Origin of the sequence: Marivirga sericea, from assembly GCF_900177665.1 — a bacterium.
GTDB classification, from domain to species: Bacteria; Bacteroidota; Bacteroidia; order Cytophagales; family Cyclobacteriaceae; genus Marivirga; species Marivirga sericea.
This window is the reverse complement of the sequence record NZ_FXAW01000004.1, coordinates 456,966-463,646: the sequence shown is the minus strand read 5'-3', so window position 1 is coordinate 463,646 and position 6,681 is coordinate 456,966. Positions and strand designations below refer to the sequence as shown.

The following is a 6,681-nucleotide window of genomic DNA, read 5'->3' as shown; positions in this document are numbered from 1 at the left end:
TCTGACCTAGTGGCAGCTGCTGATTATGTAGCTTCATGGGATGATGCTAATTTCGTATTTCATCCAGAAGCAGTGTTTTCATCAGATTTAGGTGTTGCTGATTGGAATGGAGTTGACGGTGCCAATAACAGTTTGCATTCATTGCTAATGAATGATACAGGAGGTAGCCAATTCATTATTACAGCTAGTGACGAGCTTATTGCAGCTATTGAGTCTCAAGCAGGTGATGTGAGAAGCGGGATGTTTAACACTGAGACTTTAGGTCAGGAGTTTACTAAATGGCAAGGTAACAAAGGAACTGTTCCTTTTCAGGAAAATATTCCGATTCTGAGATTATCAGAAGGTTACTTAATTGCGGCAGAGGCTTTAGGCCCTGGCGCAGGTGATCCTTTCTTAAATGCATTCAGAGCAGCTCGTGGTTTAGCGGGTGGTGTATCAGCAACGGTTGATAATGTACTAAGAGAAAGAAGAATCGAATTTATGGCAGAGGGTCATAGATGGTTTGATCTGAAAAGATTGGGAAGAGACATTTCTAAGCCTGCAGCTGCAGGAACTGGAGCTGTTCCTTACGAGGATTTTAGAATTCTTCCTAGAATACCTCAAGCTGAAATCAGTTTAAGTGAGGACATTTTGGTAAATAACCCTGGTTATAATTAATAAATTTTTTAGATATGAAGAAAATATTATATATAGTATATATCGTGGCTCTCGTACCATTCCTTACAGGATGTTTCGAAGAGCCTGGAACTTCAAAGTTGATCACAGATTTTACAGATCAGGGCTTTGTTGAGATAGTGGAAGCAAATGGTGGAGCTAGTCCTACTAAAAATTTCATAGCTGTTCCGGATGGGCAAAATGTTGCATCCTCAATAACTGTTTCATTTGGTGGTGCTGTTAGTAATTCAGCAGTTGAGTTAACATATGAAGTTGATTCAGAAGCCTCTACGGCAGTAGAAGGTGTTGATTTTGAGATGATTTCTGAAAGTACAATTACAATTCCCGCTGGTGAGTACACTGCTCCGATTAATTTTGAAGTTTCGGATGATAACTTGCAGGTAGACAACCCTGTGACTATCGTTTTCAGAATTACTAATGCTTCAGTGCCCATTTTAGAGGAATATGCTGAAGCGACTGTTACATTGGCAGTTTCGTGCCCAGCTCCTGATGCTATCTTTGGAACTTACAATGTAGTAACTACTGGTACAACGCCAGCAGAAGCAGAGGGTGTAACTAATGTGGTTGAAATCACTTCTGTTGATGGCTCAGATACTCAGCTACAATTTTCTGACGTAACAGGGGGACTATATAAAAATCATTATGAGTCAGCCGACAACCCTGGAATCGTAAACTATGTTTGTGGTGATCTAGTAATGGTTGACCAAGACGACACGGTTTATGGTGGCGATGTCTTTAATGGAACAGGAAGCTATGATGCATCAACTGGTCAATTAACTCTTTCTTGGTCTAACGGTTTCGGTGATGCGGGTATCACTGTTTTGACCAAACAATGACAGATGATATTCAAGATTTATAATGCTTTAATGGCGAAACGATTTGTTTTGGATTAATGGTTTATTTTAAAAAGATAGCACCAAAGGCTTGGTGTTATCTTTTTTTACACTTTTAAAAGATAAATTGATTCTATCAGACAATTATCTATGTGAATGTTTAAAGTCTTGGCTTTCATAAGTAAAGTAGCTCATCCGTACTTTTTATTTGTTGCGAGATAGCACCATTTTTCTGGGTGATTTCATTTAATTAGATTGAATTTCTTTTAAAATCTCCAGCACAGCGTTACTTGAACTTGGTGAAAGTTCATCTTGATATAATTGGAAAGGTAACGCTAAAGCTATTGGCTATTTTTATAGGAATTACCTCATATTACTTGAGTAGAATGAGGTCAAGATTGGCCAAAAAGAGAAAATTTCAAATTGCTACGTTAATTAACTTAAGTTAAGTAATAACGAAGCTAAAGTTAGTAACTTAAGATGTTAAGTATCAATAAGTAAGTATATCATAAAACTTAAAGCAAAAGATCCTTATGTACAGAAATTGGATTATTGCATTTATTTAAACTAAAACTTTATTAATTATGAAAAGAATTGAAACATTCAGCATTTTTACACTATTTATGACAAGTTTTATTATCTTATCCTGCTCTAAAGAGCCAGAGTCCTTAAAAGATAGATTACAACAAAATGAGGCTATTGTCATTGAAGAGGAACTAATGAAGGTAGCCGATGAAGTGGTATCTGAAAAAACGAATTCCAATGACTTAGAAGTCATAGTAGAAGAAATAATCGAATCAACAGCTGAAGGAGTTGTAGTAAAAGCCACTGGTGATTCCAGTCAGGAGACTGAAATAATAACTGCTGTGGTTGTTGAGGAGGAGAGAGAAACGATTAGCGAAGATAGGATAGAAATAATTGTCGAAGAAGCAATAGTTGACTAAGAAGAGTTGTAAGACTAATTTCTAAGAAGTACCATACAATGCAAAAGGGTATTTTATCGAGGACGTATATGATGACAGACCGCACAATTAGATATCTGAAATCAACGTTAGTGTGTTAACTCTGCTAAACATACCCTTTTTATCAAAGAGTTCACTGTGAAGAAAGTAATATGGGGCTTCCTAATATGGGCTTACAACTTTAAATTAGAATCAAACACTTTGAGTGATTGTGTGTAGTCTTCAATATTGTATTTTTAGATAAAACTTTTCAAAATAATTTTTATTTCAATGACATGGAAATTTGTCTTCCTTACAACTTTATTTTTTCTTTTTTCAACATTTAACCTTAAAGCTCAAGGGCTAAAATACTCACTAGCAGATTTCTATAAATATGATGCAGATTTGGCTCAGCTGACAGATAGCATTTTTAATACTTTAACTGAACGAGAGCGCATTGCACAGATGGTAATTACATCTGCCGGTGACCTTGGGAAATCAGATGAGACTGTAAAAGATTTAGTTGAGAAAAATTTAATTGGAGGCGTGGTATATTTGAAAGGCAAAGAAGAGGATCATAAATCTTTGATCAAAGACCTTAAGAAGATATCCACACATAATGGTAGCATTCCCTTGATAAATAGCATGGATGCTGAGCCAAGCTTATTTAACGGCAGGATATTAGGAACCGAGAAGATGGTGAATACCATTGACATTAAATCTCTCGAACAGTGTGACTCTGTTGTTAAAGTTATAAATCAAAAATTACGAGATGTAGGAATACATCACAACTACGCTCCAGTAGTAGATTTAAGTCCTAATAACGAAGCAATCAAATCGAGGAGTTTTGGTAGTAATAGAGATTCTGTTGTGATGCTGAGTAATCAATTTATTTCATCTACACAGTCTGATAATATTGTAGCCACTGCTAAACATTTTCCTGGCCATGGCTTAGTTACTGGGGATACGCACAAGAAATCCGTATACATCGATGGTCCACTTCAAGAAGTAGATGTTTACCGACATCTTATAGAAGATGGTGTTATTTCTATTATGGTTTCACATATTACAGTAATAAATAACGAACAATTTGGAACGAAGGGTTTACCCTCTAGCTGCTCTAGAACTATAGTCACAGATTTACTGAAAAATGAAATGAACTTTAAAGGTATTGTCATTACAGATGCCCTGAATATTATGAAAGCAGTTACAGTACTTGGTAAGGCTACTCTCAAGGCCTCAATAGCCGGATGCGATATGATTTTGATGCCTATTGATGAACTGCAAACAATTAATTGGATTGAAGAAGAAATGAAAGTTAATCCTGTTTATAAAAGGCAAGTATACCAATCGGTATTAAAAATATTGAGGCTTAAGATATGCTTGAATTTAATTTAGAGAAAGAGAAGAAAGGCCCGCAACTTATCATAAGAAGCTAATTATGAAGACTTACACATATGGGGAAGATATAAAATGTTGAGTAAAAAATTAATTTATTTGCTCTTAGTCATTTCTCCTAGTCAAGAGCTTTATGGTCAAAGAAGTTTCCGAAATTCTTCTAATAATATTGTTGAAGCCATACCATTTACACTTACAAGTCACAATAATATTTCTATTAAAGCTATAATTGGAGATGGTGATACACTTGATTTAATGTTTCATACTGCGGCTAACTCTGTGACATTAACAAGAGAAACTACCAGTAGATTAGAAGGTATTTCATGGGATGAAGAGAGTGATGTGGGCACCTGGGGAGGAAGAGCTGTATGGAGATCTAGTAATAATAACAGGATGAGGATCGGCCCTCTAAAATGGGACAGCCTTACTATTTATGAAGATGAAAGATCAGGACCCACAACGGATGGTAAATTTGGGCCACATTTATTTAAAGGCTACTTCATTGAAATTGATTTTAAGGACGGCTTATTGGTGCTCTATGAAAAATTACCAGAGAAGTCAAAGGAGTATCTTAAAATGAATTTGGTCAATATAGACGGTAATCTATTTGTAGAGGGGAAAACTACTATCGATGGAATGGAATATGAAAATTTGTTTCTAATTCACTCTGGCTATGGTGGGGCGCTATTATTTGACGATCAATTTGCTGTAGAAAGCAAAATTGGAGAAAGAATCGCAATTGTAGATCAGAAGGAATTAAGAGACTCATTTGGAAACGTGGTGAAGGTGAAAAAAGGACTGTTACCAAATTTCAAATTGGGAAATATTGAGTTGATACAAGTTCCTGTTGGCTTTTATCAAGGTCAAATAGGTCAGCAGCAAATGAGTATTATCGGAGGAGATGTCTTGAAGAGGTTCAATATGATTATAGATGCTGATAGAGAATCTATTTATATCAAAACCAATGATTTAACAAAATTGGACTATACCGAATTCTAAGAATAGGAGTCAGTTCAGATAAGTGAATTAGTCTCCCTTAGAGAGTTGTAAATAAATGATATTCAAAGCTTTCGGTAGGTACTGCTAAGGTCAATAAAAAGAACAATTTAACTTATAATCTATGCTTACAATTAAAGAAATTAGCCTGTTTATTATTTTCATAGCAGCTTGCATGCTTGCTCAAGCTCAAATAAAAGTGGAAAGAAATTTTAATCTCGAGTTGGCTGAAAAAGACAGCATCAAGTCGCTAAAACTAGAGAAGTCTCTGAATGCATTTTTAACCGAAGCTCAACAGGGGAAGTTTTCAAATGAGTATGTGGATTCTACGCATCAGAGAAAGTATGAATTCTTTTTTAATAAGCTGGTGGGCTTTGGTAAAAATAGTCCAGGTAGGGTGTTCAACAATCCTATTGTCATTAAATCTTATTCAGAAAGAGATGAAGGCGAAATCTATTTTATTACTTTTTCTCTATCAGGATCTCAAGATGGTCAGCCCTTTATTTATAGAATTGTAGAAGTGAAAGCCGTTCCTTATAATGATCATTACCGGTTTTACAGTCCTTTCGAAGAAAGAACATCGAACTTCAAATCTGAAGAATATGATAATATAACCTATTACTATAGTGGAAATTTCAATAAACAGAAAGCTTTGGAATTTTCGGAAATTAGAGATGAGCTATCAACGCTTACTCACACAGAAAAATCACCCTTAGACTATTATAAGTTTGAAAGTATAGACGAATTATTGAAATCATATGGGCTTATTTACAGTGCAAATAATTGTAACTTTTTATGTTATGATTTAGGCTTTACAGATAGCGAAGGCGAGATTTACATGACGGGAACAGATAATGAAAATTATATATTTGGCTATGTCGGTGACTATTTGTACTACAATCTTCCAAATCGAGAACAAATTTACTGGCCATTTGTAAATGGTATTTCAACCTATTTTGGGGGTTATGGCTTAAGCTACGAGTCAATAGAAGAATTAAAAGCACAATTTCGAAGCGAAATTGAAAGGAAACCAAATATTGATTTTTTAGAGGAATTTAAGAAAGGCAGAAAATCATCGGTCAATAGACATTTTTCTTATTTCGTAATGAGTGCCTTTATCTGTGAGGCAGTCATTAAAGATAAAGGATTTGAAAATGTTTTAAAGTTAGTCTATTCTGGAAAGGATGGAGGTTTATTTTTTGAAAACTTAAAGAAAGTTTTGGATGTGGACGAAACAGGCTTTCACGACTTTATTGAGAATCTGATTTATTCTTGAAAACACTTCCCAAAAGTACATTGCTTAATTGACCTTAGTACATAATTAACAAATATGAAAAATAGCTTAGTGCTCTCGATCATTACAGAAGAAATGCCCTATCAACGCTATAGGTTTGTAGGTGACGAAAAAGATACAGGAATCAAGCAAATATGGGAAGAATTAGTAATACCCAGAGGTGATGCCTATGATAAACCACTTATCGTTTTAGTTGGGCGGTGGACAGGGAGTATGGGAGAAGGAATATCTATAGGATTTGATAGTTTTGATAGAGCTGAAATCGTTGGTACCAAAATGGCTGGTTTATTAGGAGGGATCTGGGCTTTTGAATTGGATGAAACTAAAATAGGCTATCAATTCCCGGGTATAAAGCTTTACCATGTTGATAAAACTCCAAGAGAGGATTTTGTGCCTAAGAACAGAATCATTTCGAATTCTGATTATTTACCAAAGGCTAAAGAATTGATTTATAAGAGTGTTCAATAGCCAGACTAAGTTCGTTATGGAATGCGATTAGACTTCAGGCAGTTCACTTATTTTAGCATCAAAACTTCCAAATACC

The 6,681-nt window shown here is 35.1% G+C and carries 7 protein-coding genes; all 7 read left to right on the top strand.

Annotation, left to right across the window (positions count from 1 at the left end):
• Positions 1-657: RagB/SusD family nutrient uptake outer membrane protein (locus tag B9Y84_RS11900; protein ID WP_139828021.1), on the top strand; the 657-nt coding region annotated here is incomplete at its 5' end.
• Positions 658-671: 14 nt separating this feature from the next.
• Complete coding sequence (locus tag B9Y84_RS11895; RefSeq protein WP_085517501.1) at positions 672-1,511, top strand: DUF1735 domain-containing protein; 840 nt, start codon at positions 672-674, stop codon at positions 1,509-1,511.
• Positions 1,512-2,092: 581 nt separating this feature from the next.
• Positions 2,093-2,452: a hypothetical protein gene (locus B9Y84_RS11890; protein ID WP_085517499.1), complete on the top strand. Its 360-nt coding sequence runs from the start codon at positions 2,093-2,095 to the stop codon at positions 2,450-2,452.
• Positions 2,453-2,740: 288 nt separating this feature from the next.
• Entirely contained in the window at positions 2,741-3,847 is a 1,107-nt protein-coding gene (locus tag B9Y84_RS11885) for a glycoside hydrolase family 3 N-terminal domain-containing protein (RefSeq protein ID WP_085517497.1), read from the top strand.
• A gap of 75 nt (positions 3,848-3,922) precedes the next feature.
• Positions 3,923-4,846, top strand: a complete 924-nt coding sequence (locus B9Y84_RS11880; RefSeq protein ID WP_085517495.1) for a hypothetical protein — start codon at positions 3,923-3,925, stop codon at positions 4,844-4,846.
• A gap of 121 nt (positions 4,847-4,967) precedes the next feature.
• A complete protein-coding gene (locus B9Y84_RS11875; RefSeq protein WP_139828020.1) occupies positions 4,968-6,119 on the top strand; it encodes a hypothetical protein in 1,152 nt (383 codons plus the stop codon).
• A gap of 54 nt (positions 6,120-6,173) precedes the next feature.
• Positions 6,174-6,605 carry a S41 family peptidase gene (locus tag B9Y84_RS11870; protein WP_085517490.1) on the top strand — a complete coding sequence of 144 codons (432 nt, stop codon included), beginning with the start codon at positions 6,174-6,176 and terminating at the stop codon, positions 6,603-6,605.
• Positions 6,606-6,681 lie beyond the last annotated feature (76 nt).

Coding starts and splice junctions, on each gene's coding strand:
- B9Y84_RS11875 (WP_139828020.1), top strand. CDS start 4,968: ATGCTTACAATTAAAGAAATTAGCCTGTTTATTATTTTCATAGCAGCT.
- B9Y84_RS11890 (WP_085517499.1), top strand. CDS start 2,093: ATGAAAAGAATTGAAACATTCAGCATTTTTACACTATTTATGACAAGT.
- B9Y84_RS11870 (WP_085517490.1), top strand. CDS start 6,174: ATGAAAAATAGCTTAGTGCTCTCGATCATTACAGAAGAAATGCCCTAT.
- B9Y84_RS11895 (WP_085517501.1), top strand. CDS start 672: ATGAAGAAAATATTATATATAGTATATATCGTGGCTCTCGTACCATTC.
- B9Y84_RS11885 (WP_085517497.1), top strand. CDS start 2,741: ATGACATGGAAATTTGTCTTCCTTACAACTTTATTTTTTCTTTTTTCA.
- B9Y84_RS11880 (WP_085517495.1), top strand. CDS start 3,923: ATGTTGAGTAAAAAATTAATTTATTTGCTCTTAGTCATTTCTCCTAGT.